13 protein-coding genes and 1 pseudogene are annotated in these 15,265 nt (G+C 42.3%); 9 read left to right on the top strand and 5 right to left on the bottom strand.

What is annotated here, in order from left to right; all coding sequences use genetic code 11:
- Positions 1-2: 2 nt before the first annotated feature.
- Positions 3-1,979 carry an AMP-dependent synthetase/ligase gene (locus tag ACFE93_RS17915; protein ID WP_375474750.1) on the bottom strand — a complete coding sequence of 659 codons (1,977 nt, stop codon included), beginning with the start codon at positions 1,977-1,979 and terminating at the stop codon, positions 3-5.
- 229 nt (positions 1,980-2,208) lie between these two features.
- On the opposite strand from ACFE93_RS17915, the gene ACFE93_RS17910 reads away from it, so the two are divergent.
- Together ACFE93_RS17910 and ACFE93_RS17905 are read left to right on the top strand one after the other, a co-directional pair.
- Positions 2,209-2,454, top strand: coding sequence for a hypothetical protein (locus ACFE93_RS17910; RefSeq protein ID WP_375474748.1), 246 nt, complete (start codon positions 2,209-2,211; stop codon positions 2,452-2,454).
- 96 nt (positions 2,455-2,550) lie between these two features.
- The gene (locus ACFE93_RS17905; protein WP_375474746.1) at positions 2,551-2,733 is read left to right on the top strand and encodes a hypothetical protein; all 183 of its coding nucleotides are present in this window, start codon (positions 2,551-2,553) and stop codon (positions 2,731-2,733) included.
- Positions 2,734-3,066: 333 nt separating this feature from the next.
- Here the strand turns inward: ACFE93_RS17905 and ACFE93_RS17900 are convergent, their stop codons facing one another.
- Positions 3,067-3,990 (bottom strand): LysR family transcriptional regulator, encoded by a 924-nt coding sequence (locus tag ACFE93_RS17900; protein ID WP_375474744.1) that lies wholly within the window; start codon positions 3,988-3,990, stop codon positions 3,067-3,069.
- Positions 3,991-4,550: 560 nt separating this feature from the next.
- Here ACFE93_RS17900 and ACFE93_RS17895 point away from each other — a divergent pair.
- Together ACFE93_RS17895 and ACFE93_RS17890 are read left to right on the top strand one after the other, a co-directional pair.
- On the top strand, positions 4,551-4,739 hold the full coding sequence (locus ACFE93_RS17895) for a hypothetical protein (RefSeq protein ID WP_375474742.1): 189 nt from the start codon (positions 4,551-4,553) through the stop codon (positions 4,737-4,739).
- A 300-nt stretch (positions 4,740-5,039) separates the two neighbouring features.
- Positions 5,040-6,803 carry a Rieske (2Fe-2S) protein gene (locus ACFE93_RS17890; protein WP_375474740.1) on the top strand — a complete coding sequence of 588 codons (1,764 nt, stop codon included), beginning with the start codon at positions 5,040-5,042 and terminating at the stop codon, positions 6,801-6,803.
- Positions 6,804-6,808: 5 nt separating this feature from the next.
- Here the strand turns inward: ACFE93_RS17890 and ACFE93_RS17885 are convergent, their stop codons facing one another.
- Entirely contained in the window at positions 6,809-6,949 is a 141-nt protein-coding gene (locus ACFE93_RS17885; RefSeq protein WP_375474738.1) for a hypothetical protein, read from the bottom strand.
- Between the two features lie 381 nt (positions 6,950-7,330).
- Positions 7,331-8,302, bottom strand: a complete 972-nt coding sequence (locus ACFE93_RS17880) for an RsmB/NOP family class I SAM-dependent RNA methyltransferase (RefSeq protein WP_375474736.1) — start codon at positions 8,300-8,302, stop codon at positions 7,331-7,333.
- A 185-nt stretch (positions 8,303-8,487) separates the two neighbouring features.
- Here ACFE93_RS17880 and ACFE93_RS17875 point away from each other — a divergent pair, with 185 nt between their 5' ends.
- The 3 genes from ACFE93_RS17875 to ACFE93_RS17865 all read left to right on the top strand — a co-directional run bounded on the left by ACFE93_RS17875 (position 8,488) and on the right by ACFE93_RS17865 (position 12,893).
- Complete coding sequence (locus ACFE93_RS17875; protein ID WP_375474734.1) at positions 8,488-9,906, top strand: DUF2157 domain-containing protein; 1,419 nt, start codon at positions 8,488-8,490, stop codon at positions 9,904-9,906.
- Between the two features lie 133 nt (positions 9,907-10,039).
- Positions 10,040-10,750 carry a GDYXXLXY domain-containing protein gene (locus tag ACFE93_RS17870; RefSeq protein ID WP_375474732.1) on the top strand — a complete coding sequence of 237 codons (711 nt, stop codon included), beginning with the start codon at positions 10,040-10,042 and terminating at the stop codon, positions 10,748-10,750.
- Positions 10,751-11,543: 793 nt separating this feature from the next.
- On the top strand, positions 11,544-12,893 hold the full coding sequence (locus tag ACFE93_RS17865; protein WP_375474730.1) for a beta strand repeat-containing protein: 1,350 nt from the start codon (positions 11,544-11,546) through the stop codon (positions 12,891-12,893).
- A gap of 288 nt (positions 12,894-13,181) precedes the next feature.
- Here ACFE93_RS17865 and ACFE93_RS17860 read toward each other — a convergent pair whose 3' ends face one another.
- A complete protein-coding gene (locus ACFE93_RS17860) occupies positions 13,182-13,592 on the bottom strand; it encodes a universal stress protein (RefSeq protein WP_292858888.1) in 411 nt (136 codons plus the stop codon).
- Positions 13,593-13,681: 89 nt separating this feature from the next.
- Here ACFE93_RS17860 and ACFE93_RS17855 point away from each other — a divergent pair, with 89 nt between their 5' ends.
- Both ACFE93_RS17855 and ACFE93_RS17850 read left to right on the top strand, forming a co-directional pair.
- Positions 13,682-14,884 carry a phosphoglycerate kinase gene (locus ACFE93_RS17855; protein WP_375474728.1) on the top strand — a complete coding sequence of 401 codons (1,203 nt, stop codon included), beginning with the start codon at positions 13,682-13,684 and terminating at the stop codon, positions 14,882-14,884.
- A 124-nt stretch (positions 14,885-15,008) separates the two neighbouring features.
- Positions 15,009-15,212 (top strand): annotated as a pseudogene (locus ACFE93_RS17850) (NUDIX hydrolase N-terminal domain-containing protein); the annotation flags it as partial.
- Positions 15,213-15,265: the final 53 nt, after the last annotated feature.

Here is a 15,265-nt window from a genome sequence, read left to right as displayed (position 1 = left end):
GATCAGGCAAACATGCCGTCAATAATATCGCGATAGCGTTCCGTGACGATATGTCGGCGAACTTTTAGTGTTTGTGTCATCAAGCCATTTTCGATGGAAAACGGTTCCAGGATGAGTTTAAACGTTCCGATGCGGTCATCCGGTCGATAGCCTGGACGATTTTGGACTTCCCGATTCAATTCTTGGCGAAATAAATCCTGGATCATTCTACTCTCCAAGTCAATTTTTTGACTATCTGAGGAAGTCACTTGATCGTTGGGCGTGTCCAGCGTTAGATTCTGACTTGCTGCCCATTTTTCTAAGGCTTCGACATTAGGGACAATTAAGGCTCCCAGGCTGCGCCGATCTTGACCAATGAGCATAATTTGATCGATGTATGGCGATCGCAAACACGCATCTTCGATCGGCTGTGGCTCGATGTTTTCCCCGTTAGTCAATACAATCGTATCCTTAGACCTGCCAGTCAGCACTAAGTCATCTTGTGGTGTCAGCCAACCCAAATCGCCACTATCAAACCAACCTTCAGCGTCAATTGCTTTCGCTGTCGCTTCAGGATTTTGGTAATAGCCTTGCATAATTTGCGGGCCTCTCAACAATACTAAGCCTCGCTTCTCTATTGGTAAAGGCGCTTTTGTCTCTGGATCGACGATTTTAGCTTCTGTAGCGGGTAGTGGTAGCCCTGATGCACCAATCAAATTTCGCCAAGGACGACGCACATGGGTGACAGGAGAAGTTTCTGTCAAGCCATAGCCTTGCAAAATCTGCACACCAATAATTTCAAAGAAATTATCTATGTGTCTGGGAAGGGCACCACCACCACTAATCATCTGCTTAACTTGTCCCCCTGTGGCTTCCCTAACTTTGGCGTAAACCAGTCGTTCTCCCAATGCATGGAGGGGTAATAAAGCTGATGCTTGGATCTTAGCTGCTAATCGTTCGCTGGCTGAAGCATGAAGATTATTTAAATCCAATCCCTGAGCAGTTCGCCGCGCTTTGATATATTTCTCGCTAATACCCAATAAAGAGTTAATTAAGCGTTGCTTGTTCGCTGGTTGTTCCCGGAACTGCTTTTGCACTCCTTCATAAATTGATTCCCACAGGCGGGGTACACCGACCATGTAATTAGGTTTAAATTGTCTCAAATCCCCTTTTACGGAGCGTAAATTAGTATAAACTTGGGTGCAACCTTGAGATAGTAGGTAATATTCAACGGTTCGTTCGTAGCTGTGCCACGAAGGTAGGATACTGAGAACAATATCGCTGGCATTTGGTTGCAATACTGTCCCAAAGGTTGTTACTTGGTGCATTAAGTTACTATAAGACAGCATTACACCTTTGGGTTTACCCGTAGTACCAGAGGTATAAATTAGGGTTGCCAGAGCGTCACGATTTTGCTTGACTGGCACAAAATTATGACTTTTCCCAATTTCGAGCAACTGCGAAAAGTTGAGTACCTTTAGGGTTTCGTCTGTTGGTGGTGCTTCATCCGAAAGTAAGATTACCACTTGAATTGGTAAATCTTTGAGGCGGTCTTGTAGTTTTTTAAGTGTTTTTAAATCCTCAACGACGATCGCTGTACTACCGCTATTAGTGATAATAAACAGCAATTCTTCTTTTTCGGCTTGGGAACTACGCACTGCATCAACGCCTCCAGCAGTCATTATGCCTTGATCGGCAATAAACCACCGAGGACTATTGTCAGCAATTAGGGAAATGCGATCGCCTACCTTTACTCCCAACGCCTGTAAGCCAGCAGCAAATAGTTGGATTTTCTCTGCTAACTGAGTATAAGTAATCATTACCTCTGGTTTAGCGTGAGGATTGCGCAGAGCGACAATATCACCAAATCGTTGAGCTGCCAAAGGCCAAATTTCTGGTAGCGATTCCACATTTGTGTAATCTACCAACCGCTTTAATGCCTGCCGTTCTCGCTCACTGATGTTAGATAAAAAAGAAGACGCGGTTTGGGTTGTTGACATAACACCTTACCTAAATATTTTTAACTGATCGTTTTCCAGCTTATTTTGTTATTAGGCTACAATAACCGTCCTTATTATCCACATTCCCTTCTGTGTACGATCATTCCAGGAATTCCACGTTTCTATTCACAAAAATTTATGTTAAAGTTAATTTACATAGAGTGCAAGCAATGATTGTGTTTGCATCAAAGAACAGCGATCGCCTATATTTCACAGGAGATGATTACCTATGAATTTTATCGACACCATCATGCTAACGCTGCTCAATATTGCTGCTTGCATAGCGTTACCGAAGATTTTAGCTATCCTTTTGGATGATAAAACCAAACTTACTAAAGCTTTGGTGAATACTTCCAAATTACAAACAGCCAAAATTGAACTTACAAGTTTTCCTTATTGTACAGCTTACCAATTGACAGGTAGTCAATACTGCAAATTCAGTCCTGATTTTTGTGCCAAGTGTTCTCCGAATTAATGGACTGTTTGTCAGTAAAAATTCCTCAGTGCTTCTGACGGCCAGCTCTTAAATTAACTTTTTTACACATATTCATTCTCATTTGTCAAATATCTTATGTTGTTCGCAGTTTGCGCTTTCTTCGCTAAAGCGCAAACTCTGATGGCTAACCCTAACCTGAATAAACCTGTGTTCGGTATGGTGACAAATGGCGGCGAGATTTTATTTGTGAAAGTCGCAAAATACATTAAGCTCCTTGCATCACAAACACACAAAGAGATTTTCCTCTTCTGGGAATGACTTGGGTTAATATTTCTTGGCTTCTAAGTGAATTTTGTAATTATTTTGGCGTTGCATAATTAAGGGATGAACTGTGCTCATTGTGCATCAACCCATATTCGTAAGAACGGGCATCGACGTGGTAAACTTTCATTACATTTGTGTATCATGCGATCGCAAACGGTTCGGATAAAATCCTCCCGGCTGTGGCGATCCCCTTAAAAAGCCACCGTGTACACACAAATCTCTCTTGAGGCAATTTACGGTATTCATTTTTTCCTCACCGTGCCCGTTCAGGTTTTTTGTACGCTTAGAAATTTTTAAGTGCCTGGAACGACACTTTTTCTCTATGTTTCAAAGCTGCTGAGTTTGGGACGCTATTAGCTCGCGTAGCCAAATGTGTAGCGGATCGCGATCGCAACGCTCATGCCAAATCTGTAGAAAATTGTACTTACCAAGTTCAATCGGTGGCTTAAGGATAGCAAGGTTTGTATATTCAGCAAAGAGCATTGCAATTCGACTAGGCAACGTAACAATGAGATCAGTCTGAGCGACTATCAGAGGAGCCGAGAGAAAATGTGGTAACTTCAACATTACTCGACGCTTCATGCCTAAGCCTTCTAACACAGTATCCACACGGGTTTTAGTCGAACCCGGTATTGCGTTTATAGGCGTAATGAAGGCATGTGGCCAAGCAACATAAGATTCAATTGTAAGATCCGTTTGAGTAATGGGATGGTCAGCCCGAACTACAGATACATAATCTTCTACAAATAACTTTTGGAACCTAAACTCCGAAGTTTTTGGTAGATTAGGAACTCCTAAGCCTAGATTGATAACTCCATTTCTCAGTAAATCTAATGTATCAGAACGCCAATGATGGCATTCCAAATTCAGTTGGGGAGCCTGTTGAGAAATTTGCTTCAAAACCTTCGGAAGAATCAAAACGGTTGCGTAATCTGATGCAGCTAGCTGGATTGTGCCTTGTGCTGTTTTAGGTTCAAAATCGGTTGGTTGAATTAACTGCTCAATATTTAACAAAATTTTCTGTAGTGGTTCGAGTAGCTCTTGAGCACGTGGTGTAAGAACCATGCCTTTCTTAGACCGCACAAGTAATGGATCGTTGAACACTTGGCGTAATCGCCCAAGTGCGTGACTGGTAGCTGATTGACTCAAACCAATTTTTTCTCCAGCATTCGTGACGTTACGCTCTTGCAGCAAGGCATATAACACCAGTAAAAGATTAAGATCCAATTGCTGCAAATTTATTTCATGCATAAATATTATTTATTCTATGAATTTGACAAATAATCATGAATTACTTACGATCAGTATGTTTATTAGAAGCAAGGTATAGGATAAAAGTTTGGCAATAATTTGGATCAAAATCAGTAAGCAACCCTTGACTGAAAATCACGGGCTGTCAAGAGGATAAAACTTTTCATGCTTCTCCTATTTTTTTTATTTATTAAGTAAGTCAGCACAAGAAAAACAACCTGTGTAAATCAAAGTAAAGGAGGCTAAAACTCTTGTCCTCTCAGGAGTTGGGGACTCAGTGGCTCATCTGGGGATTGGGGGAAATGGTGCGTAGGCGTAGCCCGTCGTAGACATCGCTTTTTCAACTTCATCATTCCGCCTTTGAGTCTCATGGTTCAAGCTCAGAACTCGAAACGCCGAGCTTTTATCTTGGAACTTGATGCTCAGAACTCGAAATGTCGAGCTAGGAAGCTGGGAAATCTAAACTTTGCTGAAAAGAGATGACTATTTCATTCAATGATCGCCTCAAGCCTTGATTATGTGCTTGTAGTTAATGCACATGAGCAACGCGATTTTATGAGGTGCTAAAAATTAGGGGTATAAACCACCTGTTTAATAGTGCCGCAGCTACGCCCGCACAACTCTTGGAGACGCTGCACGTAGCTTGCTTCCACGAAATGGTACGGCAAAGCTACTTCTCTGCGAGAGGCTGCGCCAACGACTACGGTCAGTACAAGTCAGTCACCGCCGCAGGCATCGCAGCGAGATAGCTGTTTTTATTGAGAATCTGGCTATGTGACTGAGAATTCAAACCCGATCTCACAAAATTGTGTTGCTCCCTTAATGCACTGAGGCTTATAGAATTCGCACTGGTTCTAGTTGTAATTAACGATTTTGCCAATTGTCTAGATGCAGTGGTGTTGTGCCTTGTTAAATTGTCGTCACCAATCACCTTTCTCGTAAATGCCCTACCAGTTAACAAAAATTACAATTGCATCGTTGCTCAAACCGTTAGAAAGTTCGCCAGAGTGCGAGTAGGAGTTTTTATATTACTTTTGTGGAAAACTGAAATGATTCAAAAATTTACAACCCCAATCCATAGAGGCAAATACATCCGTGTTGCTAAATTTGCAGATGTTCAAGCAGCAGGTAGTTTGTTGGTTCCTAGCGAAAAACATACTATTGCTCTGTTTTACTCACACAATAAAGTCTATGCAATTGATAACCGTTGTCCTCATATGGGCTTTCCCCTCCACGGAAGCACTTGCAAAAATGGCATTGTGACTTGCCCTTGGCACTATGCCCGTTTCGATCTCGCTAGTGGCGGAACATTTGACTCTTGGGCAGATGATGTTCCCTGTTTTGGTGTAGAAATCCGCGATGGGGAAGTTTGGGTAAATTTAGATCCCCCAGTTAACCTCTATGCCCACCACAGCCAACGTCTTCAGGATGGTTTAGAACAGAATATTTCGTTAGTTATTGCCAAATCAGCGATCGCATTACTAGACATGGGGGTAGATTTTACCGAACCATTTCAGGTGGGACTGGAATTTGGCACACGTTATAACAAAGCAGGCTGGAGTACAGGCTTAACCATCCATACTTGCATGATGAATTTGCTGCCTTATCTAGATGCAGAAGACAAACCCCGCGCCCTTTTCCAAGGACTTTCAGCAGTCGCTAGTGATAGCGCTGGAGCGCCGCCTCATTTTGTAGTTCATCCATTGCCCAATTCTATGGTTGACGTTAGTACCCTTAAAAGCTGGTTTTGCCAGTTTATCGAGGTGCGTGATAGTGAAGCAGCAGAGAGATGTCTGATATCTGCAATTCGGGCAGGAGCTAATTCTCAGCAGATCGCAGACATGCTGTTCACATCTGCCACAGACCACTGTTACATCGATAGCGGTCATGTACTCGACTTCATTAACAAGGCACTGGAAGCCCTGGATGCCGTTGATTGGCAAGGGGCAGAGTCAGTTTTGGCGAGTCTAGTTTCTGGTTTAGCAACTGCTGACCGCATGGAAGAATCCAATTCTTGGTGCTACCCGGTGGATTTAGTAGGAATTCTAAAATCTGCCTTTGAGCAGTTACCTATGGTTTTGGCAGCAGGACGACCTCGACAAGGAACTTGGTCAGGTGAGGAGGAATTAGTGCCGATTTTGTTAGGGGACGATCCACAGAAAATTATCAATTCTCTTCTGACTGCTCTAAAAGCTGGTTGTACTGAAGAACAATTGGCAGGTGTAGTTACTTACACAGCAGCACTTCGGGTAGCTCGTTTCCAGACTAACAACGACTTTAGCGACTGGAATTCAGCGCACCATTCGTTCACTTTTGCCAATGCAGTGCATCAAGGATTACGACGAGTGTCTTCACTGGAATTACTACGAGGTGTGTTTGATGCTGCTATGAGTGTATATCTGAATCGTTTTTTGAATGTGCCACCAGCAAGACTCCCAGAACCAAAAGACTCTGCTCAAAATCCTGAAGAATTGCTCAACCAACTACCAGATTTATTAAATCGCCAACAACAAGTAAATCAGATAGGTCAGTTAGTGGCTGATTATTTGTACAATGGCGGCTCTGTTGAGCGACTGATGGCAATGTTGGGTAAGTTGATGCTACGCGAAAATCGGGAGTTTCATGTGATTCAGGAAATGGAAGCAGCTTTTAGACAATACTCGCTCTTAAGTGAAACTTCTGCTGGTATTCATGTACTAGTTGCTGCTGCTCGTTATTTAGCAGCACACGCACCCACAATGCGATCGCAAGAGCAAACCTATGAAATTGCTGATCGGTTGCATAAAGGCGATCGCCTGTTTGAAGAATCATAATTTAGCTAATCTGGGAGAATAATTGCTGCGATCGCCTGATACAGGATTATTTGTGCGATCGCGGCAATTTCTGCCTTGTGACTAGATTTCCAATCTTGTTTTTCTTGCTCATTAGGGAAACTCAAGAGGCGAATTAAAAATTGCATAAATGTTCAACTCGCCTCAGTTAAATACTTGAAAATTTCAATAAATCGATCAATCAAGTCCGTTTGTCAATAGGGTTTGAGACGCGCTAACCCTGAATTATATATCGTATAAAAGGGAAGGATTTTTTTAGATACAAAATTGTCAGCATCACATTTTCTGTTTCTGTATTATTGTTAGCTGGATGTATAAATTTAAATTTAAAACATTTGTATGTAATTAAAAAAATATTTTCTCCAAGTTTAGGGGGTAAATGAGGAGTCATGGTGACTAAGCCGCCCTGTCACCAGAGCAACTCGTCTACAAAACCGGACGTGAGATACCACCTTTGTGGTGAACTTCATTCATGAATGATTTAAGATTGCTAGATGCTATCGATATAATTAACTTGACTTTTTCAAATTTTGGTAAATGTACAGCGAAGAAATTGTATTTAAATCTACTTCTTTAGGCTCATATTCATCCTCATTAGTATTTTTAAATAGGACTGTAAATGCACCAGCACCTAACCTATCTTGAGGAAATATCCGATAACAAGGCATCATAGTTAAATGCGATTGATATTTGGCTAAATTACTAATTTCTATCGCTTTAAACTGGGAAAACCGCTCTAAAAACCATTCACAAACTTGCTCATTTTCTTCGGGCGAATATGTGCAAGTCATATAAGCAAGATAGCCTTGCGGTAAAACAATTTTAGCAGAGTTAGCTATAATACGCTTTTGCCGATTTGCACTCTTATTAATAGCAGTTGGGTGAAAACATCCAGGTGCTTTTTCACCTTTAGCAAGTAACGATTGTCCAGTACACGGAGCATCTACTATGACTATATTGCTAGAGCCAGGAAGCATTTCGGCAAATATGCTCGAATCTCGATTAACCACTGCACTAGGGCTAATCTGGCAACGCTTCAAATTAGAAATTAGCATTCCTAGACGTTTGCCAATTACTTCATTACTGATGAGCAATTCAGGTTTTAAAGCTCTCCAAGCGAAGATACTTTTACCTCCTGGTGCAGCACACATATCAAAAACTAAACGCACTGACTCAGGAATAGCTAACAAAGTAGTAGCTGCAAACACCGAAGAAAAATCTAAACAATAGAAATATCCTTTTTCATGCAAGGGATGCTGACCAGGTTTTTCTCCCAGAGATAAGCGGTCTATAAATTGTGGTTGCCAAGATATTGGTGTTTCCACTGCTAAAGGCGAAATAGCTGGCTTTTCTTGACACCAAAGAATACTAGGTGAAAAAGGCTGAGGATTGATTAAAGCCTCAATAAACTTTTCTTGCTCATCTAAGTTAGCGAACAAACGCCGCGAGACTTTAAGTAATAAATTAGAAGGTTTTTCCATGTAGATTATGAATTATCAATTACGAATTACGAATTACGAATTACAAATTAGTACGTTGTATCTAAATCAAAATCAAACTGTTACACAAGAACAATGTAATTAAGGCTTTTGGCTTCATACTCAAAATATAATGACCGCCATTGGGATCGCAATGGCCAAGCTACCCCACTGCACCGGAGAAGGTCATGTTATTAGATAGTTTTCCGCAAAAATTACGCAAAGAAGCACACTTATGGAGGGATGAAGGATTAATTAGTTCTTCGCAGTATGAGCAGATAGCAGAACGTTATCAATTTAAAAACCTGGAAGCTGCTGCACGCGATCGCAATAAAGCGATTGCGATCGCTATCGGCAGCATACTTTTATGCTTAGGCATAATTACCTTTGTATCAGGAAACTGGCAGGGAGGATCGCGAGAAATCAAAATTATTCTGATGATGAGTTTGTTTTTTGCGATCGCCATCACTGGATTTTACACCTGGAGGCCACCTGAAGGAAAAAAGCCAGAACGAAGCAAACGCCTACTAGGAGAGGGGTTGCTAATTTTAAGCGCCTTCATCTTCGGTGCAAATTTACTGCTGATGGCCCAGATGTTCAATATCATCGGTTCAACTTCCCAACTGTTTCTCGCTTGGGGATTCGGTGTTGTAGTCATGGCCTTCAGTTTATCCTTAAATTCTTTAGGAATTCTATCAATTGTCCTTGTAGAAATCGGCTACTGGACTGGACTAGAAGACTTATGGTACGCTTCAGGTGAGTTAACTTGGTCGCGGCTAGTAGTGCAACATATGCCTTTGTTGGCATGGCTGGTATTTGTACCTTTAGCCTACTTCTGCCGATCCCGTTGGATTTTTGGCCTAGCAGCCTTTGTTTTTGCTAGTTCCTTACAAGCTAACCTTAATCCTCTGCCACTGCTGAATTATGCTGATATAGCCCCTTGGGTGGCATCTTTTGCTTTTGCACTCCCACCTGCATTATTCTGGAGTTATGATGACTTACTGTTTCCAACGATAAATTACAGATTGTTTCAATCTCTAGCCCGTAATTTAGCGTTGGTATGCTTCGGCATCGTCTTTTACGTTTTGTCTTTTCGTTGGGTCTGGGAATCTCCAGATTATAGTTATAATCAGCCAACGAATTTGACAAACTTATTCGAGTCTCTGCCAATTATCGATTTGGGGATTCTCAGCGGCTTGGCGGTATTACAATGGTTGTTTCTACTGCGCCAAAGAAATAATCCTCCGCGCCGCGAAGTGGTTTTCACAACTGCTGTCATTAGTACATTTCTTGTCTTTATTGCAATAGTACCTTTTTGGCATCAAACTATCAGTCGGATTGATGAACTTGGCATTTTTATTTTCAATGTACTTCTTGCAACATTAGCCTGGGGACTAATTCAAGAAGGATTGAAATTAAGCAACAGAAGTTCCTTTTGGGGCGGTATGTTGTTAGTAACACTGCAAATTATCAGTCGCGTACAGGAGTACGACACCGACTTACTTTTTAAGTCACTGGTCTATGTCCTGTGCGGTTCTGCTTTAATTAGCGCTGGACTCTGGTTTGAACGCCGCTTACCTGGTGGTAGCTCTACAAATAAAAAGTAGTGCAAATTCAGAATTCAGAAATCTGCCCATCATCAAAATTTCTGTGCGGCAAAATTTTTAAAGTTTCTCTGCGTCAGTCCTAATCTCGTTACTTTTGAACTCCTCAAGACCTCTGCTTTTTAGGACTACGCTCATGACTAATACCTCTTCTGAATCTAAGAATAAACCCTTGTCTCCCGAAGCCGAATTTTCCAATAAGGTGACTTTTCGGGATTACTTGATTGCTACTGAACAAAAATCGAATAAGCCCTTACCTTTTTGGCGGTTACTTGCTCCCCTGGCGCTGCAAACAGGGCTAATTATGGCAGTACCAGCCCAAGCAGTTTATACAGACGTAACAGGTAAGACGGTAATTTTGCAAACCGTACCTGTAGACCCTAACAATGCGATCGCAGGTAACACCTTAGCCTTAGATTACAACATATCCCGTACCTCAAATTTGAGCAGACTACCTGGCTGGCAAACATTAGTCAGCAGAGGTCGTGGAAGTGGCAGAAGATTGCCTGAAGGAACCAATATCTACGTGACTTTGCAAGAGCAATTCTCTACTGGTGGCGGTGTTCCGAGAGCTTGGAGACCGTTACGAGTAAGTGGCGATCGCCCCACAACTCTTAGAGCTAATCAAGTAGCCTTAAAAGGTGTTTATCAGGATGGTTCCGTTAACTACGGCTTGGAAACATATTACATCCCAGAAAACCAACGGCAGCAGATTCGCAACGACTTACAAGCCCAACGCGCTCGCAGAGGACAAGTACCACCTATTGTGGTAAAAGCGAAAGTAGATCCCCAAGGTAAGGCGGTGCCACTTAGTATGTGGGTGCGCGATCGCAACTATCGCTTTTAAGCTGTTAGGTAAAGCGTGAAAATATGCAAGCTTTGTCTCTAAAGTTCTGAGCGCTGACTCCCGGCGCTCAGAATTTTCTATTTGTCATCTGTAAATAAAATTACAAATAAAGAAATTAATTTTAATACTTGAAGCTGAGTTGACACTCTTAGTACTGAGTTGACTCTAAGTTACAGTTACACTTCAAGAACCGTCAACTTGTTATGTACAATCACCTGAGCCAAAAGTTACAAAGTATCCAAAATTTTTTTATAACCTGGAAATTAGGTTGTTACGCGATCGTTAAAATATAAAGAATATGTAAATAACATTACTTTTATATAAATTTTTCAATAAGAACATGAAAATAATGGTTCTAGAAATCTAAGTAAATTTTCGCTATGTAAGTACTATCAGGTTATATTTAGGTTTCTATTTTCAAATAGAGGATGTTTGAAAAGTCGCAAAGTATACTAAAGACCCCTCTCCAAACCTTTCCCTGATATGGGGAGAGGTTTTGAAACCCCCATTTGTTTGTAGGTAAGGGGGGCTAGAGGGTTAGGTTTGGGAAGTTTTGGTGTTAGCAATAATACTTTTCAAACATCCTCTTAGAGGTTGTTGAAATCGTGACAAAAAATTTGTTAATTAATACTTGTTAAGTTTGCAACTTTCTAGTTCTGACTCTGTGAAGTTCTGATCGAATAAAGCCCGATCTCAGAGTTATGTGTGAATTCTGACATAAAGAATTCTTATTGAAAGAGCAAGACTTTCAGGGATTAAAGCTTTATCACACTCAATTGAGGAAAGTTATATTATGCCCAGACTAATTGTTTCTGTTCCCCTGCTCGTAGGCACCTCTGGCTCGGATCTAGTGGTGGGCCAAGAGGACAATGCATTCCCAGCAATTGGAATTCAGGTTCTAAAAAATGGAGTCATTAATACTCAAGCAGGCAAGGACACTATCAAAGGTAGTGGCACAGGCGGCGACGACTTTGACAATGCAGGCACTGGCACAGGCATTGCTAACAGTGGCATCATCAATGCAGGGACGGGAGATGATACGATCTCTGGCACAGGTACTGGTGGTTTTGAGTATCGATCCTATGTAGCTGGTATAGGTATCTCCAATACTCAGGGTGGCTATATCAATGGAGGAGATGGAAAAGATTTGATCTCCGGTTTGGGGACATTTTTTGGTACAGGCATCCAAAACACCAAGGATAGCCTTATTGATGGAGGAAAGGGGGATGACTCTATCTCTGGAACTGGAAGTGGAAAATTTAGCGGGTTTGCTATAGGAATCTCTAACACTCAGAGCAGCGATATTAATGGAGGAGAAGGGAACGATTCTATCTCTGGAACTGGAACTGGTGGAACTGCTTTCAATGGAGGAGATGGTACAGGCATCTTTAACAGTGGTGGCAGCAACATTAATGGAGGAGACGGAAACGATTCTATTACTGGTATCGGCAAGGGCAGTGATGCAGATGCAGATCCGTCCAGAAGTTACGATCCGGGTAAGGGTACAGGCATCTCCAACGGTCAGGGTAGCACGATCAGTGGAGGAAAGGGAAACGACTTCGTCTCTGGCACAGGCACAGGCGGTGCAGGACTTTCCGATAACCCTTTTGACACGATTGCACCTAATGTAGGTATAGGTATTGTTAACAGTGGCACGATCAGTTTAGGCGATGGCAACGATAGGCTCATCGGTACTGGCATTAATAAAGGCATAGGTATTGTTAATACTAATGGCATTATCTATGGAGGAGAAGGAAATGATACCCTTACTGGGTATGGCACTAACACTGGCATCCAAGGTGGCACAATTGATGGCGAAAACGGTAACGATTACTTTAAAGCCCGTCGAATTGATGCTAGCGGTAATGCCTTTTCAGACCAAGGGGGCGCTATCGCCAATGTCTTGATTAAGGGTGGAGCTGGAGACGACACATTTGATGTTGGTTACGGTAATGCCAAAATTGATGGTGGATTGGGATCGGACAAGCTAATTCTGCCTGGTTTAAAAAGTAATTACATCATTCTAGGCAACTCCAACAATTACACTATTAAACGTGATGAGTTCACCCTTAATGTCTTGAATGTTGAGCAAATCGCCTTTTTTGGCGCTTCCTCTACATTAGGCTCTGCTTTGGTTTCTTAATCGGATAAGGTAGAGCCATCTAGAACAAAAAACCTTTAATAGGTATACAGACGAATGGCACTAAGAAAAGCGTAAATCCCTAATATAGCTAACTTTTAAATGTAAGGGTGTAAGGGTTGTACGGTCAGGAATTCAAAACAAAATAATACTTACAAATCAACTACTTTTTCTACATCCCCACAGCCAGAATAAGCAAAGGTTTCACCTTTTCTGGGTGACATTCGTCCTTTTCCCGTCTTTTTTAATTTGCGATCGCACACAAATTTACTAGTATTTCAAAACACACTGCTAAGGCACAATCAGCACTGGGCAAGGGGAAAGGTTAATCACGCGAGTAGTAACACTATCATCCGCTCCCTCTTCAGTCAAGCCTAGCCCTCGACAGCCCATGATAATTAAATCTGCCCCGATTTCATCAGCGACATCGCAGATCGTAAAAGCTGGTTTGCCTCGCCTTTCCAAGATTTCAGATTTAATTCCTTGCCCAGAAAATAAAGATTGGGCATTTTCCAGCAATTTAGCAACTACCTCTGGCGACACCATCGGATCATCGGCGCTAGGCGCATCTGGAGGCGGTTCTTCTACCACAGACAGCAGCACCAAGCGACTGCTGTACTTTTTGACTACGTTGGTAACAACATCAGCAGCTTCCCGCGTTTCCCGGCTTTGATCGATAGGAAATAATACTGTCTTAAATATATCTGTCACTTGGGTACCCCTGACTCCGGTAAAATCTTGATGGTTCTACTTTCAAAACAATAACAAAAAGGCAATCAGGAGAGTTTGGTGTGTCCAAAAAAAGTTTAGCAAGTTTATCTTCGGCTGATATCTCTGGGAAACGTGCCTTAGTGCGAGTTGACTTTAACGTGCCTGTGGACGATCAAGGCAACATTACCGACGATACTCGCATTCGCGCCGCTCTACCAACCATCCAGGATTTGACGCAGAAGGGAGCTAAGGTCATTCTCGCCAGCCATTTTGGCCGTCCCAAGGGTGTGGATGACAAATTACGCCTAACTCCCGTTGCCAAGCGTCTGTCTGAGTTACTGGGGCAAGAAGTCATTAAAACTGATGACTCCATTGGCGATGAAGTTGCAGCTAAAGTTGGCGCTTTGCAAAATGGTCAAGTGCTGTTATTGGAAAATGTGCGCTTTTACCCAGAAGAAGAGAAAAATGATGCAGAATTTGCCAAAAAATTGGCAGCTAATGCTGATTTTTATGTAAATGATGCTTTTGGCACTGCACACCGCGCCCATGCTTCTACTGAAGGTGTAACTAAATTCCTCAGCCCTTCTGTGGCTGGATATTTAGTTGAGAAGGAATTGGAATATTTGCAAAACGCCATTGAAAATCCCCAACGTCCTTTGGCGGCAATTATTGGTGGTTCCAAAGTTTCCAGTAAAATTGGCGTAATTGAAACGTTGCTGGAGAAGTGCGACAAGCTGATTATCGGCGGTGGGATGATTTTCACATTCTACAAAGCCCGTGGTTTGAATGTTGGTAAGTCATTGGTGGAAGAAGACAAGCTAGAACTAGCAAAATCTTTGGAAGCTAAGGCTAAGGAACGGGGCGTTACCTTCTTGTTACCCACGGATATCGTATCAGCAGATAAGTTTGCTCCCGATGCTAATGCGACAACCGTCAGCATTGAGAACATCCCCGATGATGGTATGGGTTTGGATATTGGCCCAGACTCAGTAAAAGTTTTCCAAGACGCCCTTGCAGATACCAAAACGGTAATTTGGAACGGGCCGATGGGTGTGTTTGAGTTTGATAAGTTTGCCGCAGGTACGGAAGCGATCGCTCATACCCTCGCCGAAATCAGCAAAACTGGCACAACTACCATCATTGGCGGCGGCGACTCGGTAGCGGCTGTGGAAAAGGTTGGTTTAGCCGATCAAATGAGCCACATCTCCACCGGCGGTGGCGCTAGCTTGGAGTTACTTGAAGGCAAGGTACTGCCTGGAATTGCAGCTTTAGATGATGCTTAAGTAGGCACTGGGGACTGGGAACTAGGGACTAAAGAAGGGAATAGGGTACAGGTTATTCCCGATCGCCTGTCACCTGTCACCTTTCCCCAATACCTAAGATCCAAGCCCCTATATAGAAAAATATATGCAACCTAAATGGCTGGAATGGGGACAGAAGTTACAAGCGATCGCTCAAAATGGTCTAACCTATTCTGAAAACCCTTTTGATATCGAACGTTACAAACAATTACGAGCGATCGCCACGGAAATCATGGCGAGTTACTCAAATGTAGAACACAGCTATGTCCTCGATTTATTTAGCCGTGAATTAGGATATGCAACTCCCAAAGGGGAGCATCCCACTTTTTATTTAGGGAGCAAAGATTAATCCATTAAGGTAGG

Origin of the sequence: uncultured Nostoc sp. (genome assembly GCF_964247315.1) — a bacterium.
GTDB lineage: Bacteria > Cyanobacteriota > Cyanobacteriia > Cyanobacteriales > Nostocaceae > Nostoc.
This window is presented reverse-complemented; position numbering and strand designations above follow the sequence as displayed.

Coding starts and splice junctions, on each gene's coding strand:
- ACFE93_RS17915 (WP_375474750.1), bottom strand. CDS start 1,979: ATGTCAACAACCCAAACCGCGTCTTCTTTTTTATCTAACATCAGTGAG.
- ACFE93_RS17910 (WP_375474748.1), top strand. CDS start 2,209: ATGAATTTTATCGACACCATCATGCTAACGCTGCTCAATATTGCTGCT.
- ACFE93_RS17905 (WP_375474746.1), top strand. CDS start 2,551: ATGTTGTTCGCAGTTTGCGCTTTCTTCGCTAAAGCGCAAACTCTGATG.
- ACFE93_RS17900 (WP_375474744.1), bottom strand. CDS start 3,990: ATGCATGAAATAAATTTGCAGCAATTGGATCTTAATCTTTTACTGGTG.
- ACFE93_RS17890 (WP_375474740.1), top strand. CDS start 5,040: ATGATTCAAAAATTTACAACCCCAATCCATAGAGGCAAATACATCCGT.
- ACFE93_RS17885 (WP_375474738.1), bottom strand. CDS start 6,949: ATGCAATTTTTAATTCGCCTCTTGAGTTTCCCTAATGAGCAAGAAAAA.
- ACFE93_RS17880 (WP_375474736.1), bottom strand. CDS start 8,302: ATGGAAAAACCTTCTAATTTATTACTTAAAGTCTCGCGGCGTTTGTTC.
- ACFE93_RS17875 (WP_375474734.1), top strand. CDS start 8,488: ATGTTATTAGATAGTTTTCCGCAAAAATTACGCAAAGAAGCACACTTA.
- ACFE93_RS17870 (WP_375474732.1), top strand. CDS start 10,040: ATGACTAATACCTCTTCTGAATCTAAGAATAAACCCTTGTCTCCCGAA.
- ACFE93_RS17865 (WP_375474730.1), top strand. CDS start 11,544: ATGCCCAGACTAATTGTTTCTGTTCCCCTGCTCGTAGGCACCTCTGGC.